This window comes from Polaromonas sp. P3_B1 (genome assembly GCF_056402935.1).
This window is the reverse complement of record NZ_JBFUGK010000049.1, coordinates 1-19917: the sequence shown is the minus strand read 5'-3', so window position 1 is coordinate 19917 and position 19917 is coordinate 1. Positions and strand designations below refer to the sequence as shown.

Below are 19917 nucleotides of genomic sequence, written 5' to 3'. Positions count from 1 at the left end.
GAGAGCGCGCCAGCGCATGGGATTGTTGGGTCGCGGCTATAGTGGCCGCAAATACACACACGGGAGGCTTCGATGCGGACACGTTCACCCATTGCAGGGCGCTGGATAGCCACCGCAATGGCGGCATGCATATTTCTCGCTGCACCGGCTTTCGGCCAGATCAGGCAGACAAGCCCTGAGGCACAGCTTGCCTGCCAGGTGTTTGATCAGGCCAGCGGAATGCGGCCGGTACTCGCATCCGCGCGGGCCGGCGACGCTGAAGCCTTTCCGAAACTCAGGCAGCACATGGACGCGCTGCGGACACTGATGCGTGGCAATCTTCCGCCGTCTCTCGACCGCCTTGCGCCTCTCGTGGGGGGTATGGAGTATTCGGCGAAGATTCTTCTTCAGAAGCCCCATGTCCTGCCAACGGTGCAGAACGGCCTGCACGATGTGATTCGCGAGTCACTGGTCCTGGTCAGCCCGGCCCAGGAGGTGGCGGCGAATGAACGCAAAGGCCGCCCCGTGCCCGCGCGCGTCGCGGCTGCGCAGCAATTGCCGATACTGCTCGACAGCCTCGCCAGGAATGCCGGAAAGGTTGCCGCCGCAGAAATGTCCCAGGACGCCGTTTTCGATCTCGGGCGCAATCTCAATGACCTCAGAACATTGACGCATGCGCTGACGGTCGGAAACGCCGAGCTCAAAATACCCGCGGTCAGCAACGCGCAGCAGCGTGTCCGGCTGCAGAAGCTTACGGAGGATTTCGCTCCGATCTGGGCAAGCGCAGGTCAAGCGCTGGGCAATTTGCAGGAATACGTCACGGCGGACATCGCCATCAACCACCTCCAGAAGGCATCGTCCGAGCTGGTGGCCGGTGTGCTGCACGTTTGCTACGCGCCGGGAATCCGTGTCGAGCCGCGCAGCTAGGGGTCGCGAAAGGCACGTAGACACGCGAGGAATCAGTGATGAATAAATACCGAACGTTTGCGAGTGCTTGCTTGTCCCTGGTGCGCGGCACCTGCGTGGCATGCCTGCTGATGCCCGTGCTCTCATGGGCCGGCGGCGCGGAATTCGCGCTGCGCTGGAGCAGCGGCGGGCCGGTGTCCGCCGAGGACGCCGTGGCGGTGATGGGCCTGGAGGGCAGCCGCAAAGTCACGGAATATGAGGTGGAGTACTTCACGGTGTCGGCGCCGCCGGTGGCCACCGACCCGCCGGCGATAGGCCGCAGGCGGACCCGGTCCGACGGCAAGGTCGAGCTGACACTGAAATACCGCAGCCCGCGGCCCTTCGGCAGCGGCTTTGACACGGAGGCAGCCTGCGCCCTGGGCAAAAACACCAGTGTCAAGCAGGAGACCGATGTTTCGGTGCTGCAGACGCTGGAGCCCGGCCGGGCCTATTCGATTTCCTGTGAGCGTGAAGCGAAGAAGACGCTAGCTTTTCCCGAAGCCATGCGTGCGAAATCAATGGGGTGCAAGAATCGCATGAAACGCATCACTGTCGGCGCGTTCAAGGTGGAAGAGTGGCAACTCCCCCAGGGCCGGCTTCTCGAAGTCTCCATGCCGGGGAATGACACGCCGCAAGATCTCGCGCTCTTCATGGCCAAGGTCAAGCCCTTGCTGGACAAAGGCGTGGTGGTCGTGGATCGCAGCAAGACCCAGGCGGGGAGCGGCTGCAGCTAGCCGCATCCGCAAGGCGCCCATGAAACCTGACGTCCAAGCCAACAAAATCGTCGTCCTGTCCGGCTCCGGGGTCAGTGCGGAAAGCGGCCTCCCGACCTTCCGGGATTCGGGCGGCCTGTGGAGAACTTTCTCGTGGCAGGAAGTGGCAAGCCCCGAAGGCTGGAAGCTGCGGCCCGAAGCGGTGCTGGCCTTCTACAACGAGCGCAGGCTGCTGGCGTGGCAGGCCAAACCCAACGCGGCGCACGCGGCAATCGCTTCGCTGGAAGCGTCCTACGAGGTGGTCGTCATCACGCAAAACGTCGATGAGCTGCATGAGCGGGCCGGTTCCAGCAAGGTCATCCATGTGCACGGCGAACTCGCTTATGCGCGGGGCACGTCGGATGCTCCCAAGCGCTACCGTATCGACGGAGAACCCATCTCTCTCGGTCAGCTCTGCGAGGATGGGACCCAGCTCAGGCCCGATATCGTCTGGTTCGGAGAGGAGATGCGGTTTTTCGAGGAAGCACGCATGCACGTCGCCACCGCCGCCAGGGTGCTGGTGGTGGGCACCTCGCTCTCGGTCTATCCCGCCGCTTCGCTGGTCAAGTCGGCGCGGGGCAGGGCGAAGAAAGTGCTTGTCGCCTTCGAGGTCGAAAAACCGCCCTACGGATTTACTTTCATGCGGGGCAAGGCGACCGAGATCGTGCCTGCTATTGCCGCCACATGGCTCAAGGAAGCAGCCCAGTCTGCGGACTGAAGCGATGCAAAGCCGCAAGCGCACCGCATCGCCGTAACGTGTAGCCTACGCCCATGGATTCCCTGATCACCGCCTCTTCGCGCGCGCTGGCCGCCGGTGATGCGCTGGGGGCGCTCAAGCGTGTGGCGCTGCGCGACGACCCGCCGGCGCTGGCTTTGCGCGGCATTGCCATGGCCCAGCTTGGCGAGCACCCGCGCGCGCGTGAACTGCTGCGGCGCGCGGCGCGCGGTTTTGGCGCGCATGAAGAGCTGGCGCGCGCCCGGTGCGTGGTGGCGGAGGCTGAAGTGGCGCTGGCCATGCGCGACTTTGCCGGTTCGCCGCGCGCGCTGGCGGCGGCCTCGGCCACGCTGGAGGCTTATGCCGACCATGCCAATGCGCTGCAGGCCTGGCTGATCACGGCGCGCCGGTGTGTGCTGCTGGGCCGGCTCGAGGAGGCCAGGGCCGCGCTGGCGCGGCTGGATGCGCGCGGCCTCAGGCCTTCCTTGAGGGCGGTGGCTGAATTGACCGTGGCGGAGTTGGCGCTGCGCTCGCTGCAAGTAGGCGATGCGCGCATGGCGCTGGCGCGCGCGCAGGTGGCGGCCGAGCGTGCGCAGGTGCCTGCGCTGCAAGCCGAAGTCGCGGAGGCGCGGGCCGCACTCGACAGGCCCGCGGCCCGGCGGCTCACGCCGGCCGGCGAGCAGGCGTTGCGCCTGGATGAGGTGTCGGCGCTGCTGGCCTCGGACGCGCTGGTGGTCGATGCGTGCCGGCATGGGGTTGGCGCGAGTGAGCAGTGGCGGCCGCTGGCGCGCCGGCCTGTGTTGTTCGCACTGGCACGCGCGCTGGCCGAAGCCTGGCCCGGTGATGTGGACCGCGAAGCCCTGATCGCGCGCGTGTTCCGCACAAAGCACCCTGACGAGACGCACAGGGCGCGCCTCAGGGTGGAGATAGGCCGGTTGCGCGCGCTGGTCAAAACGCTGGCGGCCGTTGAAGCGACCGAAAGGGGTTTTATCCTGAAGCCGCTGGGCGGACGCGACGTGGCCGTGCTGGCGCCGCCGCTGGACGGCGAGCAGGCTTCGCTGCTGGCGCTGCTTTCCGACGGCGCGGCCTGGTCCACTTCGGCCCTGGCGCTGGCCCTGGGCGACAGCCAGCGTACCGTGCAGCGGGCACTGGCCGAGCTTGAAACCGAGGGGAGGGCGCGCTCCATAGGCCGGGCGCGGGCGCAGCGCTGGCTGGCGCCGCCGCTCGCCGGATTCACGACGATCTTGTTACTCCCCGCCACGCTGCCGATTGGATAGAGTTGATTCCATGGCGTCGATGAGCGACGCAACAAGGAGCAGCAATGACGAGCAAGACCCTCAAGCAAGCAAACGAACCCAAGGCGCGCCCCGCCGAGATCGTGCGCGAATACGGCTTCCCCGGCGTCGACGACATCGCCGGCGTCACCCACGACGGCCAACGTGTCTGGGCCGCCGCCGGCGCAAAACTGATTGCCTTCGACCCCGCCAGCGGCGAGCAGACGCGCACGCTGGACTGCGCGGGCGACGCCGGCACAGCCTTTGACGGCAAGTACCTGTACCAGATCGCCGAGTCGCGCATCGCCAAGATAGACCCGGCCAGCGGCAAGGTGCTGGCCTCCATCCCGGCGCCCGGCAGTGGCAGCGACTCGGGCCTGACCTGGGCCGAAGGCAGTCTGTGGGTGGGCCAGTACCGCGACCGAAAAATCCACCAGGTCGACCCCAAGACAGGCGCCATCCAGCGCACGATTGAATCCAACCGCTTCGTCACCGGCGTGACCTGGGTGGACGGCGAACTCTGGCACGGCACCTGGGAGGGCGACGAGAGCGAGATACGCCGCATAGACCCGCAGAGCGGCGCCGTGATCACGCGGCTTGAAATGCCGCAGGGCGTGGGCGTCAGCGGGCTGGAGTCCGACGGCGCCGACCTGTTTTACGCGGGCGGCGGCAAGAGCGGCAAGGTCCGCGCCGTGCGGCGGCCCAAGGCGGCCTAGAACGCAGCGCGCAAGGCATGCAGTCCTTGCGCTGATATTTCCCCGGCCTTGAGGCCAACAACCAGCGCACCCGGAACCAGCACGGGTCGGGCAGCGCTTTGATCACGCAAACCTTATCTCAAACCAAGGAGAACATCATGAGCACAGCAAATACAGAAACCAGCACCGAGAACCACACCATCGTGCCCAGGGACCAATGGCTGGCCGAGCGCAAAACCCTGCTCGCGCAGGAGAAGGAGCTGACGCGGCTGCGCGACCAAGTCGCCGCTGAGCGCCGCGCCTTGCCCTGGGTCCATGTCGAGAAAAACTACGTCTTCGACACGCCCCAAGGCAAACGTTCGCTGGCCGAGCTGTTTGAAGGCCGGCGCCAGCTCATGGTGCAGCACTTTATGTTCGGCCCGGGCTGGGAGCAGGGCTGCCCGAGCTGCTCCTACATGGCCGACCACACGGCCGGCATGCAAATCCACCTGGAGCACCGCGATGTCAGCTTTGTGGCGGTGTCGCGCGCGACCCTGCCTGAGATCGAACGCTTTCGCCGGCGCATGGGCTGGCAGTTTGCCTGGGTGTCGTCCAACGGCAGCGACTTCAACTACGACTTCCATGTGAGCTTCAGGCCGCAAGACAGGGTCGACGGCACGGTCAACTACAACTACGGCATGACGGAATTCCCGGCCGAAGAGGCGCCCGGCATCAGCCTGTTTTACAAGGACGGCGAGGGGCGGGTCTTCCACACCTACTCGACCTACGGCCGCGGCGTGGAAGTGATGATGGGCACCTACAACATGCTGGACCTCACGCCCAAGGGCCGCGATGAGCACGACGGCTTCTACAAGATGGACTGGGTGCGCCACCATGACCGCTACGAATCGCAGGCTGTGTTCACGCCCGCGCCCGAAGCCGCTTCGTGCTGCAGCACGAAAGCCTGACGCGGACAGGCCGGCACAAGCATCATGGCAAGCCTATGGCCGTGGCTGGTGGTGGCGGGTGTTGGCGCCCTGCATGGGCTGAACCCCGCCAACGGCTGGGCTTGCGCCGCTGCCTGGGGCTTGCGCTCACGCGACCGTGCGCAGGCCTTGTGGGCGCTGTGGCCTGTCGCGGTGGGGCATATCGCCTCGATTGCGCTGGTGGCCGTCGCGGTGGTGTGGGGCGTGGCCATGGACCGCTTCGCGCTGCAAGTTTTCGCGGGCGGTTTGCTGGCCGGCTGCGCCGTGCTTCACCTGTGGGGCCGCGCGCCCAGGGCGGTACGCGCGCCCGCGGGCCATGTCGGCCTGGCGCTGTGGTCCTTCATGATGGCCAGCGCGCAGGGCGCGGGCCTGATGCTGGTGCCTGCGCTGGTTCCGCTGTGCGCGGGAGAGGCATCGCTGGCGGGTATGGACGGCTTGGGCCCGCTGGCGCTGGCGTTCGCGGCCTTGGTGGTTCATACCTCGGCCATGCTGGTCGTGACCGGCCTGGTCGCGAGCGGGGTGTGCCGGGGTGTGGAGGCCGGCGCCCCTTGGCTGGGTCGCCTCAGGGATTTAACCGAGCAGGCGAAACAGGCCGTAAAGCGACAGCAGGGCCGTCAACACCAGCATGCCGGTCTTGACGCCGCGGCCACCGACCAAAGTTCCGATCACGCTGCAGGCCAGGATGGCGCCGAGGATGTAAGTTGTTTTCATGCGGCAATGGTAAAGCCTTGTGCGTCGCAATTCGGCGCGAAAAGAACGGCTGTGGCTGGAAACCTACGCGCGTGAAAGCCGCCGTGTGCCCTGCGAGCCGCCGCGCGGCAGGCTGGCGCTGACCAGCGCCGCGGCCAGTGTGACCAGCCACGAGTAATACACCCATAGCAGGAAAGCCAGCAGCGGCGCGAAGGCGCCGTAAATTGTGCGGTAGGTCGGCACATTGGCCAGGTAGATCGCAAAGCCCTGCTTGCCGAGCTCAAACGCGATGCCGGCCAGYAGGCCGCCCGCGATCGCATCGCGCCAGCGCACCACGGTGTGCGGCACAAAGCGGAACAAACACGCAAAGCCCGCGGCGCTCAGCACCATGGGCCCGATGTTCAGCGCATGCGGCAGCCAGCCGGGCCGCGCCACCGGCAACCCGCTGGAGGCCGTCGCCAGATAGGACGCGGCCCACAGGCTGGCGCCTATGAGCACCGGGCCGGTCAACAGCATGCCGAGGTACAGGCCCAGCCGGCGCAGCAGCGGGCGCGGTTTTTTGACCTGCCATATGCGGTTCAGCGTGCCCTCCACACTCATGAGCAGCGCCAGGGCCGATACCAGCAGCAGCGCAAAACCCACCTGCGTGAGCCCGCCGGTATTGCCCGCGAACTGCGCCAGGTGCTTGAGCACCGTTTTTGCAATGCCGTCCGGCAGCAGGCCGCGCAGCAAGTGCTCACGTATCGCATCCCCGGCCGCATGCAGGGCCGGTATGCGCGCGAACAAGGCAAAGCTCAGCGCCAGCAAAGGCACCATGGACATCACCATGGTGAAGGTCAACCCGCCCGCCGCTTGGGGCAAGCGCTCCTCCCGGCCACGCCGCAGCAGCCGGCTGATCAGGCCGCCGGGGTTTCGGCTGTTGGTGTTGCTTGTCGTCGAGGCCATGCGGGGAATATAGCGGGGGCTTTGGGGGTTTCCGTCGGTACGCCGGGAAATACCGGGGTTTGCGCGTGTAAACGCGGCGTCTGCGCGACAAAGCTGGGTTGGGTGTGGTGCTGGACAAAAATGTGGCCCCCGTACACACGGGATTTTTTGTTTGGCAGCTATAGTGCAAATCTCACTCCACCGGACAGGCGCACGCAGGCCAGGCCATACCGGCTATCTCAAACCTCAGGCAACATGCAATGAACCATCTGGTCCTGCTCGGCGACTCCATTCTCGATAACGGTGCTTACACCGCCGGCGGCCCGGCTGTCATCACGCATGTCCAGCGACAGCTTCCTGAGGGCTGGTGTGCTTCCTTGAGTGCGGTGGATGGTTCGACTACCGACGATATCCATTCCCAACTGAAGGCGCTTGCACCGGACGCCACGCACCTTTTGCTCAGCGTTGGGGGCAACAATGCCTTGCTTCGCGCCGATGTCCTGGAAACGCCCGTTTCGTCGAGCGGTGAGGCGCTGCTCCTGCTGTTCGAAGTCGTTCGCGAGTTTGAGCTGACGTATCGACAGGCTGTGACTGCCTGCCTTGGCTTCCATCTTCCGCTCGTTGTTTGCACCGTCTACCACGGCAATTTTCCGGACGCGAACTACCAGCAACGGGTCGCAGTGGCGTTAACAGTGTTCAATGACGTGATCATTAGGGTTGCCATAGAAAATCGTCTCAAAGTCATAGATCTCCGGCTCGTTTGCACGTCTGCGGACGACTACGCGAACCCCATTGAACCATCTGCCTCCGGTGGGGAAAAGATTGCGCAGGCGATTGTCCGCGCCGTCATGGAGCCAGCCCATTCCCTGCGTGGAGCTGATGTGCTTGCTGGCTGACCCTTCAATCGAGAAGTCGTGTATCGGAAAGCCGCATCATCCCCCGCTTTAAATTCCAGATCGCAGAATGGCCCCGCCCCGCATTTACGCTGACTTCAACGCCATCGAGTACCTCGACGATGAACGGTCCATGGCGCAAATGGCTCTCACCGGCTATGGAACGCTGGGCAGCCTGGCCCGGCAGGGCTTGCGGCTGACTGAAGGAATGGCCTTGCTTCTGTATGAGCCGAACGATATTGAATGCGAGGCCCTGGCTCATTTCCTGAGCTCTCGCCGGGACCCAGCGGGAAGGACGGGCGCATGGGTTGCACGGCTGGATCCCCGGAACATCAGAGCCTGCGCTCACCCAGGGGAGTCTTCCAGGCAGCATCCGTGCATTGTGTGCGGCCAGGATTTCATGGCTCAGGAATCTGCGCGCGCAAGAGACTACACCGAAAGTTGCACTGCTTGCGGGGCAAGCATCATGGAGCCCATGGCGCCAGTCAAAGGTGCGGGGTCCACGCGCGAGGATTTCGGGCGTTAGGCCGCCTATGACCCGCTATATACCCGCCCGCCGCCGCCGCAACAAGCAGCCCTTATCGGGGGACCTCATCCACAAGGTAACAGCTCGCCTTTTTCCAAAGCGCAGCGACTACGGAATCAACTCCTACGAAGACATCGCTCAGGAGTTGGCGAAATTCGGAATCCTGAATCGGGGCGCTTTCACCCGACTGATGAAACGCCACAGGCGGGAGCTCATCCGCATTGACCGGGATCGACTCGCCCCAGGGGAAATCAAATATTTCTGCGAAATTTTTGGCGAGGCCTTTGTCAAGGATGCCATCAGGCGGCAATACTGGTTCGCATTGCCTGCGATGATTCGCATGGCGATGGAGCTGCAGTTCGGTGAGGACGTCGCGGTGTACGAAGATGTGGCCTAACTGACAAGCCAGCGCGGATGCGAGAAAAATAACGTGGCATCAAAATCAGAAAAACTCCTAGCCGCCTATGCACGCTTCGCGCAAGCCATTTCCGCCATCCCGGATGAAAAGGCGTGGGAACTCGCGCTGGTTGCCACCGGGGTTCCAACCTTTGTTGCCGAGGCCCGTCCACAGGGTGCCAAACCGACAAGTTCGCAGATCGTCTCCGGCCTGGAGCAGGGCTTGAGGGACATGCCCGACCTGATTGGCGAAGTGGATAGCCAGTGGCGTGGGGCGGTGTCAAAAGCGCTGCACGATGCGGTGGCGGCGGAGTACCCCGAATTTCTGCTGCTTGAAGCTGCGCGTCTCGAGGAGGTGATGGCGCGGGGGGAAATCAGGACCGAGGCTGAGTTCCATCTGGTGAGGCACAGGATAGATGTTCTGGAGGGAGAACCGGAGTTGCCTGAGGCTTTGGGGCGGCTTTATGTTTTGGTTGAGGCGTTTAAAGCCCGTGGTCAGGCTGAAACATGAAACTCGGAATACTGAGGGCTGTTGGCCACAACATCGCCGATTCGCTTGCGAGCGGCATAGGGCTCATGATTGGCTACTACACGATGGACGTATTCCTGGAAGCGCAGGGTGAAACTGAAGGATTTGTTGTTGTCGACTTCCTGAATGGTTCCACGGACGCCACTGCCGTCTCCGCGGACTTTCGCCAGGCGCTTCGCTTGTACGGGCGCGCGCTGCCAGAACTTTGCATGAAGCATGGACTGGACCCGGCAGAAATTACCAGGCTTGAAGCGCGTTACGGAACTGATCGTGTGTACGGCCGGCATTTCACCGTGACTGTTGAGAATCGGGACGGTAAACGTTCGACGGATCGCTACATCGGGATACCCGGCAAGCGATTCCGCCGCCGGCGCTGACTCACCCATTCGGCCTTGGAAGGTGACCATGCCAAACAAACCCAATCCACCCAGCACCCAAGGCTACGCCGAGCAAGCCGAGGCGCTAATCCCCCAGTACGAAGCCATTCCCTTTGTCAAACGCCACGAGGCCGAGCTGCATCTGTTGCCAAAGACGCCAAGCCGCATCCTGGACATAGGCGCGGGGACCGGCGTCGATGCGGCCTGGTTCGCGGAGCAGGGGCATAACGTTCTGGCCGTGGAACCGACGGCGGAGTTCCGGACGGCGGCCATGCGGCTTCACCCCTCGCCCTTGATCGAATGGCTGGACGATGTCTTGCCCGGGCTGGAGGCCGTGCTGTCGCGTGGGCAGCGCTTTGATGTCGTGATGCTGAGCGCGGTGTGGATGCATCTTGACGAAGCGGAGCGCCGCGCGGGCATGCCCAGGCTGGTGTCGTTGCTGGCACCGGGTGGCCTTATCCTGCTGTCGCTCAGGCACGGGCCCATTCCGGCCGGGCGGCGCATGTTTGAGGTGTCAGGTGAGGAGACGATAGCGCTTGCGCAGCAGCATGGGCTTAAGGCCGTGCTGAATACACAAACCGAGTCATTGCAACCGGGAAATATTGCCGCCGACGTCACCTGGACCCGGCTCGGCTTCAGGCGCGAAGGTTAAGCGGCCCCCGGCAACGCCAGGGGCCGCGCGCTTCAAACTTGCACGGCCTGATTTAACCCAGGTTCACCGGCACAAAAATCTTGCTGTCCCCGCGCTGGATCAGCAGGGCCACGGATTTCTCGGACTTGGCGACGGTGGCTCGCACCTGGTCGATGTTTTTCACGGGTACGCCGTTGATGGACAGCAGTACGTCGCCGGGCTGCACGCCGGCCAGGGCCGAGGGGCCGCTGGCCTGCTCCACGACCAGGCCGTTGTCGACACCGGCTTCCTTCTTTTCATCGGGTTGCAGCGGGCGCAGGGCCAGGCCCAGCTTGCCGTGGTTGGCGTTGTCCTTCTTGGCCACGACATCGCCGGTTTTGTCGTTGGCGCTGCCGAGTTTGGCGGTGATCTCCTTGGCCGACCCCTGGCGCCAGATGTCGAGCTTGAGGCTGTCGCCGGGCGCCGCCAGGCCGATGATGGCGGGCAGGTCGCCGGAGGAGACGATGGGCTGGCCGTTGACGCTGCGGATCACGTCGCCGCTTTGCAGGCCGGCCTTGTCGGCGGGGCCGCCTTTTTCAACGCTGGAGACCAGCGCGCCTTCGGGTTTGTCCAGTTTGAAGGAATCGGCAAAGGTCTGGTTGACTTCCTGCACCGCCACGCCCAGGCGCGCGTGCTCGACCTTGCCGGTGGCCACAAGCTGGTTCTTGATCTTGGCCGCCACGTCGATGGGGATCGCGAAGGACACGCCCTGGTAGCCGCCGCTGCGGGTGTAGATCTGCGAGTTGATGCCCACCACCTCGCCGCGGGTGTTGAAGAGCGGCCCGCCGGAGTTGCCGGGATTGACGGCGACGTCGGTCTGGATAAAGGGCACGGCGCTGTCGTCGGGCAGCGAGCGGCCCTTGGCGCTCACGACGCCGGCGGTGACGGTGTTTTCAAAGCCGAAGGGCGAGCCGATCGCCAGCACCCATTCGCCGACCTTGAGTTCGCTGATCTTGCCCAGGGTGACCACGGGCAGGTTCTTGGCGTCGATGCGCAGCACGGCAACATCCGTTTTCGGGTCGGCGCCCAGCACCTTGGCGCGGTATTCGCGGCGGTCGGTGAGCTTGACGGTGACTTCCTTGGCGTCGCGCACCACGTGGGCATTGGTCAGGATGATGCCGTCGGCGCTGACGATAAAGCCTGAGCCCTGGCCGCGTGTGGGCATTTCCTGCTGGGGTGCGCTGCGCCCGCCCTGGCGGCCCTGGCCTTGCTGGAAGCGCTTGAAGAATTCAAAGAAGGGGTCGCCGGAGAAAGGAGAGTCATCGTCGTCGCCGTCGCCCTGGGCGACTTCATTGCGGACCTTGGTGGTGCCGGTCACGCTGATGTTGACCACGGCAGGGCCGTAGCGTTCGGTGATCTGCGAGAAGTCGGGCAGGGCCATGGGGACGGAGGCCGTGCCTGTCGCGGCGGCGGGTGCGGAGATGGCGGGCGGCGTGGCGGCCGTGGCGGCGGAATGCAGGATGTTGATGGCGCCGACGCCGGCGCCGCCAATGGCGCCCGCGGCCAGCAATGCGGCGACAAGCCGGGTGTTCTTCAATGCGGTGGATGACATGGCGTGCTTCCTTGGGTTGAGGTTGCGACACTCTGGAGTGCCGATAGACCTAACTATGAGGACACTGTCTTAGACGGGGCTTAAGCGGAGCCGCTCACAAAACCCTCCTGGCGTTGTTGCGCCGCCTTGCCGTGCTGGTGCACTGTCTGCGGCGACGCGCCTAGCCAGGACCGCTTCGCTGGGTTTTGTGAGCGGCTCTAGGCCGATGAGCCAGAATCCGGCACCGCCGGAAAGCGGACATCGACCCTGAGCCCACCCAGGCGGTCGGAGCCGCCCAGTTCCAGCGTGGCGGCGTGCCGTCCGGCAATCGCTTTGACAATGGCCAGGCCCAGGCCGCTGCCGACGGGGGGCGCCGCATCGCCGCTTCCTTCTTGCTCCGCGCGGAAGAAGCGGTCGAACACGCGTTCGCGGTCTTCGTCGTGGATGCCGGGGCCGCTGTCTTCGACGGTGAGCACGATCCCGCTGTCCTGCGGGGCCAGCGAGACATCGACGCGGCCGCCGGACGGTGTGTACTTGACGGCGTTGTCCAGCAGGTTGCGCAGCAGCACGCGCAGGGCCTCGGCCTGGCCTTTGACCCGCAATGGCTGCGGCGGCGGGTCGCCCGCCACCATGCCCAGGTCTATCTGCTTGTGCAGGGCGTGCGGTAACACGTCAGCCACCGCAAGCTTGATGACTTCCTGCAAGTCCACGGGCACGTCGGCCGCAGCCTGGCCCAGGCCGGCCGGCGCCGTGGTTTCCGCAGCCTCCTCGCGGGCCAGCACCAGCAATTGTTCGACCAGGCGTATCGCCCGGTCTATGCCCTGGTTGAGCCGGGCGATGCCGGCCTCGTGTTCGGCGGGTGTGCCGCCGTTGCGGCGCAGGGCCTGGGCTTGCAGCTTGAGCGCGGTCAGCGGCGAGCGCAGCTCGTGCGCCGCGTCGGCCACAAAGTGTTTTTGTGCCTCGAAGGCGCCGCGCACGCGGCCGAACAGCAGGTTGAGTTCGTCCACCAGCGGACGCACCTCGTCGGGCAGGCCTTCGGCGGCCAGCGGCGACAAGTCGTCGGCGCGGCGGCCCGCCACCTGGCGGCGGGCGCGTTCAATGGGCGCCAGCGAGCGGCTGATGACCCACCAGACGAGCAGCATCAGCAGCGGCGTCAAAAACACAAAGGGCAGCACGGCGCGCACCGCCAATGCGCGCGCGCGGGCCGAGCGCGCGTCCAGGTCCTGGGCAATCTGCACCGTCTGCAGCGCGGTCTGCAGGGTGTAGACGCGGTAGCGGTTGCCGTGCGCCTCCACGTCGGAGAACCCCAGCACCGCGCGCGGCGGCAGCGCCGAGCGGGTGGAGCGAAAGATCTGCGTGCCGTCCTGGCCCCAGATCTGCACATAGACCTCAAAGCGATCTTCGACGTCGGCCTCGTCCAGCGGCAGGCTGAGGGGCACGCCGGCGCGCAGCGAGCGCGCCATCTGCCGCAGGTGCTCATCGAACATCGCATCGGCCTGCTGCAGCGCGCCGCGGTAGGCGGTGCCGGCCTGGAGCACGGCTGCGCCGAGGATGGCGGCCAGCACAAACCAGAGCAGCCGTTTCCTCAAGGAATGGGTCACCGGCCTGTTCATTGTTTGGGCACCAGGTAACCAAGCCCACGTACAGTCTGAATCACGTCGTTGCCGAGTTTTTTGCGCACGCCGTGGATGTAGACCTCGACGGCGTTGCTGCTGACGTCGTCTTTCCAGCTGAAGAGTTTTTCCTCAAGCTGCGTGCGTGAGAGCACCACGCCAGGCCGGGCCAGCAGGGGTTCGAGCACCGCCCATTCGCGCGCCGACAGGGTCACGGGCTGGCCGTTGAGGCTGGCTTCGCGCGTGGCCGGGTTCAGGCTCACGCCCTTGTGTTCGAAGGCCGGCTCGGCGCGGCCGGCGCTGCGGCGTATCAGCGCGCGTATGCGGGCCAGCATTTCGTCGGTGTCATAGGGCTTGACGACATAGTCGTCGGCGCCGGCGTCCAGCCCGGCGATGCGGTCGCCGACCGCGTCGCGCGCGGTGGCCACCAGCACCGGCGTGGTGTCGCGTCGCGCGCGCAGGGCGCGCAATACCTCCAGGCCGTCACGCTGGGGCAGGCCCAGGTCCAGCAGCACCAGGTCGTAATGTTCGCTGCGCAGCGCCTCGTCGGCCATGCGGCCGTCACGCACCCAGTTGACGGCGTAATGCTCGGCGCGCAGCACCTGCAAAACGGTTTCGCCGATCATGGCGTCGTCTTCGACGAGCAATAAGCGCATTGGGGGTTTCCTCGGAAGGCACCAGTATGCACGCAGCGGCTTAGGTGGAGCTTATAAAACCCCATCCAACGCGCTTCCGGTTTTACTCCTTCTCCCTCTGGGAGAAGGTGGGGATGAGGGCCTGCGGCGTTAGATGCCGCGCTGCATGTTGGAAGGCTGCCGGCCCTGTCTTGCAGACCGCGGCCCAGCCAGAGCCTGGGCCTCTTCGCGCTGTCCAGATGCGCGCAGGCGCATCTGGAGCCGCAGCGCTCAGCCCTCTCCCTCTCCCAGAGGGAGAGGGGAAAGAGACTCTTAACCCAGCCGCGCGCGGTGACGGGCGATCTGCGCCTTGACCTGGGCCGGCGCGGTGCCGCCCAGGATGTTGCGGGCGTTGAGCGAACCGCGCAGGCTTAAACAGTCGTAGACGTCTTTTTCGATCTTGGGGTTGAATTCCTGCAGCACGGCCAGCGGCAGCTCGGACAGGTCCACCGCATGGGTGGTGGCGGCTTTCACGGCGTGGGCCACGGTTTCGTGGGCGTCGCGGAAGGGCAGGCCTTTCTTGACCAGGTAGTCGGCCAGGTCGGTGGCGGTGGCATAGCCGCGCAGCGCGGCCTTTTCCATGGCTTCGGGCTTGACGGTGATGCCGGCCACCATCTCGGCAAAGATGCGCAGCGTGTCTTTCAGCGTGTCGACGGTGTCGAACAGCGGCTCCTTGTCTTCCTGGTTGTCTTTGTTGTAGGCCAGGGGCTGGCCCTTCATCAGGGTAATCAGGCCCATCAGGTGGCCGACCACGCGGCCGGTCTTGCCGCGCGCGAGTTCGGGCACGTCGGGGTTTTTCTTCTGCGGCATGATGGAAGAGCCGGTGGTGAAGCGGTCGGGGATGTGGATGAAGCCGAAGTTCTGGCTCATCCACAAAATCAGTTCTTCGCTCATGCGGCTGATGTGCACCATGGCCAGCGAGGCGGCGGCCGTGAATTCGATCGCGAAGTCGCGGTCGCTCACCGCGTCCAGGCTGTTCTGGCACACCTGCGGCTTGCCGTTTTCATCGACCATGCCCAGGGTTTTGGCGGCGCGCTCGCGGTCCAGCGGGTAGCTGGTGCCGGCCAGCGCGGCGGCGCCCAGCGGCAGGCGGTTCACGCGCTTCCTGATCTCGCGCATGCGCTCGGCATCGCGGCTGAACATTTCAACGTAGGCCAGCATGTGGTGGCCGAAGCTCACGGGCTGGGCCACCTGCAGGTGGGTGAAGCCGGGGAGGATGACTTCGGCGTTTTTCTCGGCGATGTCGACCAGGGCTTTTTGCAGGTCGGTGAGCAGCCCGCCTATGAGGTCGATTTCGCCGCGCAGCCACAGGCGCACGTCGGTGGCGACCTGGTCGTTGCGGCTGCGGCCGGTGTGCAGGCGCTTGCCGGCGTCGCCGACCAGCTGGGTCAGGCGCGCCTCGATGTTGAAGTGCACGTCCTCCAGGTCCAGCTTCCACTCAAAGGCGCCGGACTCGATCTCGCTGGTGATCTGCGCCATGCCCTTCTGGATGTCGGCATAGTCGGCGGCGGGGATGATTTTCTGCGCGGCCAGCATTTCGGCGTGGGCCAGCGAGCCGGCGATGTCGGCCTGCCACAGGCGCTTGTCGAAGAACACGCTGGACGTGTAGCGCTTGACCAGGTCGCTCATGGGTTCGGAAAAGAGGGCAGACCAGGCTTGGGACTTTTTGTCGAATTGGTTCACGTCGGGCTTTCTTTGGGTGGCGGTCACGTTGCAGGCCGTGCCGGGCCGTGGATTCGGGGCTCCGGATGCGCTATTCTGGGCAGCCGCGGGCCGGCGATGGCTTTTATTGTCTTCCAGGCCGCCGCCGCGGGGTTGCGGGAGGCGCGACCGGTGCAATACTTGGCGTCACGGTGATTTTATCCGTCCGCCAAGCCGGCCCGGGAGCCCGCTTCCCCCGTTTCCCACGATGTACCCATGCACCATGCCATGAAGCCTTCGCCTGATCCGCAGACCTTCGGGGAATCCAGCTTGCTGGGCAGCATCCTCTCGACCGATGAGGAGCCCACGCGGCGAAGCAGTGCGCGCGCCAGCATGTTCGACGCCTGCCAGGTCGGGGTGGTGCTGCGCGCCGTGCTGTTCGCGGAGACCATGGTGGGGGTGGCCGCCATGTTCGACGCCGACAACGCCATCCAGTGGCTGCTGCGCTTCGCCTTGCTGACCGGCGGGGTGCTGCCGGCCACGCTGGCCTGGCTGATCGCGGCCTGCGCCCTCAAGTCGCGGCTGAACCGGCTCAGGTTCTGGCAGCAATGGACGGCCGGCGTGCTGCTGGGCGCAGCGGCGGGGGTCTATGGCTGCGGGCTTCTGTCCGTGATGGGGCTTTTGGCGCGGCCGCCCTGGTGGGCCAGCGCCTCGGCGGGTGCCTTGCTGTCGGCCATCCTGCTGGCGGGGCTGTACTGGCGCGCCAAGGCACGTACGCCGGCGGCCACGGCGGCTCGCCTGGCGGAGCTGCAGTCGCGCATACGCCCCCATTTTTTGTTCAACACCCTCAACAGCGCGATCGCGCTGGTGCGCGCCGAGCCGGCCAAGGCTGAGGCCGTGCTGGAAGACTTGAGCGAATTGTTCCGCCATGCGCTGGCCGACCCGGCGGAATCGGTCACCCTGGGGCAGGAAATCGCGCTGGCCCAGCATTACCTGGCCATAGAGCAGATCCGCTTCGGCGAGCGCCTGCAAGTGCAGTGGAGCCTGGACGCCGGCGCGGACCTGGCCAAGCTGCCGCCGCTGCTGCTGCAGCCGCTGGTGGAGAACGCCGTCAAGCACGGCGTGGAGCCCAGCGCCACGGGTGCGCAACTCAGGATTTCCACGCTCAAGCGCGGCGGCACGGTGGTGATCAAGGTCACCAACTCGACCCCGGCCGGCGCCGGCGAGCGCGGCCACGGCCTGGCGCTGGCCAATGTGCGGGAGCGGCTGATCTTGCTGCATGATGTCGAGGCGAAATTCAAGACCGTCTTCAAGGACGGCATCTTTCAGGTGCGCATGGAGATTCCCGCATGAAACTCAAGGTACTGGTGGTGGACGACGAAGCGCTGGCCCGGTCGCGCCTGCGCACCCTGCTGGGTGACTGCACGGCGCCGGCCGCGGTCGTGGGCGCGGAAGCGGCCGATGCCGCGGAGGCCATGGGGGCCTTGCAGCGTGAAGCCTTTGACGCGGTGCTGCTCGACATTCGCATGCCCGGCGCCGACGGCATCGCGCTGGCGCAGATGATCGCCACCCTGCCGCGGCGGCCCGCCGTGGTGTTTGTCACCGCCCACTCGGAGCACGCGGTGCAGGCCTTTGAGCTGGAGGCCGTCGACTACCTGACCAAGCCCGTGCGCCTGGAGCGGCTGCAGCAGGCGCTGCAAAAGGTGGAGCGCCAGTTGCAGGCGGCGCGCCCCGGCCAGCCCCCGGCCGCCGAGGAAATGCTCATCATCCAGGACCGGGGCCGCACTGAGCGCGTGCCGCTGGCCGAGGTGATCTACTTCAAGGCCGAACTCAAGTACATCACCGTGCGTACGGCCGGCCGCAGCTACATCCTCGATGGGTCGCTGAGCGAGCTCGAGGAGCGCCACGCGGCGCGCTTCATGCGCATACACCGCAATGCGCTGATCGCGCGCCATGCGGTGCGCGCGCTCGAAAAGCATTTCGACCCTGAAGAAGGCGAGGGGTGGGCGGTGCGGCTCAACGGCATCGACGAGCTGCTGGCGGTTTCGCGCCGCCAGCTCAGCGCTGTGCGCGAGGCCATCACGTCCTGAGGCACACTTGCCCGGCCGGCCCGGCATCGCCGCTTCCTGTTTTCCCCTTTACTGTCTCCCCGACCCCACATGCTTCAACACGCCGATTTCACCCAGCGCCACGTGCACCGTTTCAGCAACCCGCCCGCCAWTGAGCAGCAGCTGGTGCGGGAATTTTTTGCCGGCAAACCCGGCTTTTACGTGGATGTGGGCGCCAACGACCCGGTGCTCGACTCCCAGTCGCAGCATCTGGAGGCGATTGGCTGGACGGGCCTGCTGGTCGAGCCCGACCCGGATTGCTGCGCGCTGCTGCGCCAAAGCCGCAAGGGCACGGTGATCGAGATGGCCTGCTCCAGCCCGGAAAACGCCGGCAAGCTGCTGCAGCTGAACCGCGCGGGCCCGCACTCGACGCTGGAAGACCGGCCCATTGCCCTGGGCGCGGTGGTGCGCTCCACCGTGGCGGTGCGCTGCGAAACCCTGGACACCATGCTGCGCGAGCACGGCGCACCCGTGGGCTTTGACCTGCTGTCCATCGACATCGAGGGGCATGAGCTGGTCGCCCTGTCGGGCTTTGACTTCGGCCACTGGCAACCCCGGCTGGTGCTGATCGAGGACCACGTCACCCACCACCACAAACATGCGCTGATGCGCGCCAACGGCTACCAGCTGCTGCTTCGAACCGGGCTCAACAGCTGGTACGTTCCGGCGAAAGCGTCCTACACTTTTTCCTGGGCGGCCCGGTTTGAATATCTGCGTAAGTACTATCTGGGCCTTCCATCGCGGAAGTTTCGCTATTCGCGCCCGGCGGCTTAAACAGACACGGGGGACATATGACTCAAGAAGAAGCCGACTCGCCGCCGCCGGCCGATGCGGCCGTGGCCGCCGAAGCGCAGCGCGTGCTTCTTCACATGCCGGTCGACATCCGCAACATGTCGCTGGTGGTGCTGGCCGGCCTGGCTTTCCTGTTCGTGCTGCACTGGGCCAAGGCGGTCTTTATCCCGGTGATGGTGGGTGTGCTGCTCAGCTACGCGTTTTCGCCGGTGGTCAACTGGTTTGAAGCCAGGCGGGTGCCGCGCTGGCTCAGCGCGGCCGTGCTGCTGCTGTCCATCCTGGGCGGCATAGGCGGCACCGCCTGGTCGCTCGGTGACGAGGCCACGCAACTGGTGGAAGCGCTGCCGGCGGCGGCGCAGAAGTTCCGCCAGGCCGTGAAGGCGCGCACCGGCCGCCCCGACAGCGCGCTGGAAACCATGCAGAAAGCCGCGTCGCAGATAGAGCAAGCCGCGCAGGAGAGTTCGGCGCCCGGCAATACGCGCGGTGCCATGCGTGTGGTGGTCGAGCCCGCGCGCTTTGACATCAGGCACTACCTGTGGTCGGGCAGCGTCGGCCTGATCGCGCTGATAGGCCAGGCCACGGTGGTGGTCTTTCTCACTTACTTCCTGATGATCTCGGGCGACACCTTCAGGCGCAAGTTGCTCAAGCTGGCGGGCGACAGCCTGAGCAGCAAAAAGATCACGCTGCAAGCCCTCAACGAAATCACCGGCCAGATCCAGCGCTACCTGCAGGTGCAGTTGCTGACCAGCGCGCTCGTGGGCCTTTTGACCTGGCTGGCCCTGCTGGCCCTGGGCCTGGACAATGCCGCGGTCTGGGGTGTGGCGGCGGCCGTGCTGAACCTGGTGCCCTACGTCGGCTCGCTGGTCACGGCGGGCGGCTCCGCGCTGGTCGGGTTTTTGCAGTTCGGCTCGCTCAATATGGCCCTGGCCGTGGGCGGTGCCTCGCTGCTCATCCACACGCTGGTCGGCAACCTGCTCACGCCCTGGCTCACCAGCCGCGCCAGCCGCATGAACCCGGTGGCGGTGTTTGTCGGGCTGCTGGCCTGGGGCTGGCTGTGGGGTGTGTGGGGCTTGTTGCTGGGTATTCCCATCCTGATGATCGTGAAGGCGATTTGCGACCGGGTGGAAGATCTCAAACCCATCGGTGAATTTTTAGGGTCTTGAGCCTTGCTGGATGGAAAGCTGGTATTGCTCCTTCCCCCGCTGGGGGAAGGTGGGGATGGGGGCCG

Annotated in this window: 22 protein-coding genes; 16 read left to right on the top strand and 6 right to left on the bottom strand. The window is 65.6% G+C overall.

The window, feature by feature from the left end; translation table 11 throughout:
• The first annotated feature begins 72 nt into the window (after window positions 1-72).
• From AC1DXS_RS22390 to AC1DXS_RS22360, 7 genes are all read left to right on the top strand, one after another.
• Window positions 73-906, top strand: a complete 834-nt coding sequence (locus AC1DXS_RS22390; protein WP_477739654.1) for a hypothetical protein — start codon at window positions 73-75, stop codon at window positions 904-906.
• Window positions 907-944: 38 nt separating this feature from the next.
• Window positions 945-1658, top strand: a complete 714-nt coding sequence (locus AC1DXS_RS22385) for a hypothetical protein (protein WP_477739653.1) — start codon at window positions 945-947, stop codon at window positions 1656-1658.
• Window positions 1659-1677: 19 nt separating this feature from the next.
• Window positions 1678-2394 carry an SIR2 family NAD-dependent protein deacylase gene (locus tag AC1DXS_RS22380; protein WP_477739652.1) on the top strand — a complete coding sequence of 239 codons (717 nt, stop codon included), beginning with the start codon at window positions 1678-1680 and terminating at the stop codon, window positions 2392-2394.
• Between the two features lie 53 nt (window positions 2395-2447).
• Window positions 2448-3668 carry a helix-turn-helix domain-containing protein gene (locus AC1DXS_RS22375; protein ID WP_477739651.1) on the top strand — a complete coding sequence of 407 codons (1221 nt, stop codon included), beginning with the start codon at window positions 2448-2450 and terminating at the stop codon, window positions 3666-3668.
• A 44-nt stretch (window positions 3669-3712) separates the two neighbouring features.
• Window positions 3713-4381, top strand: coding sequence for a Vgb family protein (locus tag AC1DXS_RS22370; RefSeq protein WP_477739650.1), 669 nt, complete (start codon window positions 3713-3715; stop codon window positions 4379-4381).
• A 137-nt stretch (window positions 4382-4518) separates the two neighbouring features.
• Window positions 4519-5307 carry a DUF899 domain-containing protein gene (locus tag AC1DXS_RS22365; protein ID WP_477739649.1) on the top strand — a complete coding sequence of 263 codons (789 nt, stop codon included), beginning with the start codon at window positions 4519-4521 and terminating at the stop codon, window positions 5305-5307.
• Between the two features lie 24 nt (window positions 5308-5331).
• On the top strand, window positions 5332-6111 hold the full coding sequence (locus AC1DXS_RS22360; RefSeq protein WP_477739648.1) for a hypothetical protein: 780 nt from the start codon (window positions 5332-5334) through the stop codon (window positions 6109-6111).
• Here the strand turns inward: AC1DXS_RS22360 and AC1DXS_RS22355 are convergent.
• A complete protein-coding gene (locus AC1DXS_RS22355; protein ID WP_477739647.1) occupies window positions 6100-6960 on the bottom strand; it encodes a YhjD/YihY/BrkB family envelope integrity protein in 861 nt (286 codons plus the stop codon). The genes AC1DXS_RS22360 and AC1DXS_RS22355 overlap by 12 nt on opposite strands.
• Window positions 6961-7199: 239 nt before the next feature.
• Here AC1DXS_RS22355 and AC1DXS_RS22350 point away from each other — a divergent pair, with 239 nt between their 5' ends.
• Complete coding sequence (locus AC1DXS_RS22350; RefSeq protein ID WP_477739646.1) at window positions 7200-7835, top strand: SGNH/GDSL hydrolase family protein; 636 nt, start codon at window positions 7200-7202, stop codon at window positions 7833-7835.
• Window positions 7836-7839: 4 nt separating this feature from the next.
• Here AC1DXS_RS22350 and AC1DXS_RS22345 read toward each other — a convergent pair whose 3' ends face one another.
• On the bottom strand, window positions 7840-8094 hold the full coding sequence (locus AC1DXS_RS22345; RefSeq protein ID WP_477739645.1) for a hypothetical protein: 255 nt from the start codon (window positions 8092-8094) through the stop codon (window positions 7840-7842).
• A 271-nt stretch (window positions 8095-8365) separates the two neighbouring features.
• Here AC1DXS_RS22345 and AC1DXS_RS22340 point away from each other — a divergent pair, with 271 nt between their 5' ends.
• Genes AC1DXS_RS22340 through AC1DXS_RS22325 form a run of 4 tightly spaced genes read left to right on the top strand, consistent with a single transcriptional unit; the run spans window position 8366 to window position 10312 of the window.
• Window positions 8366-8755, top strand: a complete 390-nt coding sequence (locus AC1DXS_RS22340) for a hypothetical protein (protein ID WP_477739644.1) — start codon at window positions 8366-8368, stop codon at window positions 8753-8755.
• A gap of 33 nt (window positions 8756-8788) precedes the next feature.
• Window positions 8789-9265: a hypothetical protein gene (locus AC1DXS_RS22335; RefSeq protein ID WP_477739643.1), complete on the top strand. Its 477-nt coding sequence runs from the start codon at window positions 8789-8791 to the stop codon at window positions 9263-9265.
• Window positions 9262-9660, top strand: a complete 399-nt coding sequence (locus tag AC1DXS_RS22330) for a hypothetical protein (protein ID WP_477739642.1) — start codon at window positions 9262-9264, stop codon at window positions 9658-9660. Before AC1DXS_RS22335 ends, AC1DXS_RS22330 begins: the two co-directional genes overlap by 4 nt.
• Window positions 9661-9688: 28 nt before the next feature.
• The gene (locus AC1DXS_RS22325; protein WP_477739641.1) at window positions 9689-10312 is read left to right on the top strand and encodes a class I SAM-dependent methyltransferase; all 624 of its coding nucleotides are present in this window, start codon (window positions 9689-9691) and stop codon (window positions 10310-10312) included.
• A gap of 52 nt (window positions 10313-10364) precedes the next feature.
• Here the strand turns inward: AC1DXS_RS22325 and AC1DXS_RS22320 are convergent, their stop codons facing one another.
• The 4 genes from AC1DXS_RS22320 to argH form a co-directional block, all read right to left on the bottom strand.
• Window positions 10365-11882 carry a DegQ family serine endoprotease gene (locus tag AC1DXS_RS22320; protein ID WP_477739640.1) on the bottom strand — a complete coding sequence of 506 codons (1518 nt, stop codon included), beginning with the start codon at window positions 11880-11882 and terminating at the stop codon, window positions 10365-10367.
• Window positions 11883-12079: 197 nt separating this feature from the next.
• Window positions 12080-13474, bottom strand: a complete 1395-nt coding sequence (locus AC1DXS_RS22315; RefSeq protein ID WP_477739639.1) for an ATP-binding protein — start codon at window positions 13472-13474, stop codon at window positions 12080-12082.
• Window positions 13471-14130 (bottom strand): response regulator, encoded by a 660-nt coding sequence (locus AC1DXS_RS22310; protein WP_477739638.1) that lies wholly within the window; start codon window positions 14128-14130, stop codon window positions 13471-13473. Before AC1DXS_RS22310 ends, AC1DXS_RS22315 begins: the two co-directional genes overlap by 4 nt.
• A 291-nt stretch (window positions 14131-14421) precedes the next feature.
• On the bottom strand, window positions 14422-15831 hold the full coding sequence (argH, locus tag AC1DXS_RS22305) for an argininosuccinate lyase (protein WP_477739637.1): 1410 nt from the start codon (window positions 15829-15831) through the stop codon (window positions 14422-14424).
• A gap of 246 nt (window positions 15832-16077) precedes the next feature.
• On the opposite strand from argH, the gene AC1DXS_RS22300 reads away from it, so the two are divergent.
• The 4 genes from AC1DXS_RS22300 (at window position 16078) to AC1DXS_RS22285 (ending at window position 19852) form a co-directional block, all read left to right on the top strand.
• Window positions 16078-17142 (top strand): sensor histidine kinase, encoded by a 1065-nt coding sequence (locus AC1DXS_RS22300; protein WP_477739636.1) that lies wholly within the window; start codon window positions 16078-16080, stop codon window positions 17140-17142.
• A complete protein-coding gene (locus tag AC1DXS_RS22295) occupies window positions 17139-17879 on the top strand; it encodes a LytR/AlgR family response regulator transcription factor (protein ID WP_477739635.1) in 741 nt (246 codons plus the stop codon). The genes AC1DXS_RS22300 and AC1DXS_RS22295 overlap by 4 nt, the downstream gene beginning before the upstream one ends.
• Window positions 17880-17948: 69 nt before the next feature.
• Entirely contained in the window at window positions 17949-18671 is a 723-nt protein-coding gene (locus tag AC1DXS_RS22290) for an FkbM family methyltransferase (RefSeq protein ID WP_477739634.1), read from the top strand.
• Between the two features lie 17 nt (window positions 18672-18688).
• Window positions 18689-19852, top strand: coding sequence for an AI-2E family transporter (locus AC1DXS_RS22285; RefSeq protein WP_477739633.1), 1164 nt, complete (start codon window positions 18689-18691; stop codon window positions 19850-19852).
• Window positions 19853-19917: the final 65 nt, after the last annotated feature.